This window comes from Enterobacter sp. ENT02, assembly GCF_019219165.1.
Taxonomy (GTDB): Bacteria; Pseudomonadota; Gammaproteobacteria; order Enterobacterales; family Enterobacteriaceae; genus Enterobacter; species Enterobacter mori.
Genome location: NZ_JAHUWD010000023.1, coordinates 1 through 454 on the forward strand (window position 1 = coordinate 1; position 454 = coordinate 454).

1 pseudogene is annotated in these 454 nt (G+C 59.0%); it reads left to right on the top strand.

The features are described from left to right. Positions 1–454, top strand: a pseudogene (locus KW829_RS22735) (spermidine/putrescine ABC transporter substrate-binding protein PotF); the annotation flags it as partial.

A 454-nucleotide genomic window follows, 5' to 3' on the forward strand; every position in this document is an offset into this window, starting at 1 on the left:
GTTATGACCTGGTGCTGACGGCGGGGCAGCATTTGTCCAGGGCGATCCAGAGCGGTGCCATTCAAACCTTGAACCTGCAACGGTTGCCGCACTTTGCCGGCGTCGGTGAAGAGTTCCGCCAGCACATGGCGGTGTTCGATCCGGGCAATCGTTACGCCGGGATTTATGCCTGGGGCACGACCGGTGTGGGTCATCAGGAAGAGGCCGTCAAAAAGCGCCTGCCGGAGGCGCCAACGGACAGTTGGGCGATGCTGTTCGATCCGGCGGTGGTCTCGAAATTTTCCGATTGCGGCGTGAGTTTGCTCAACGATCCCAACGAGGTGTTCGCCGCGGTGATGAAGTACATGGGGCTGGACATCAACCGCCAGAACCTCGATGACCTGAAGCTGGCCGAGCAGCAACTGGCGAAGATCCGGCCGTACATCCGTTACTTTGACAATGACCTGAACATCAG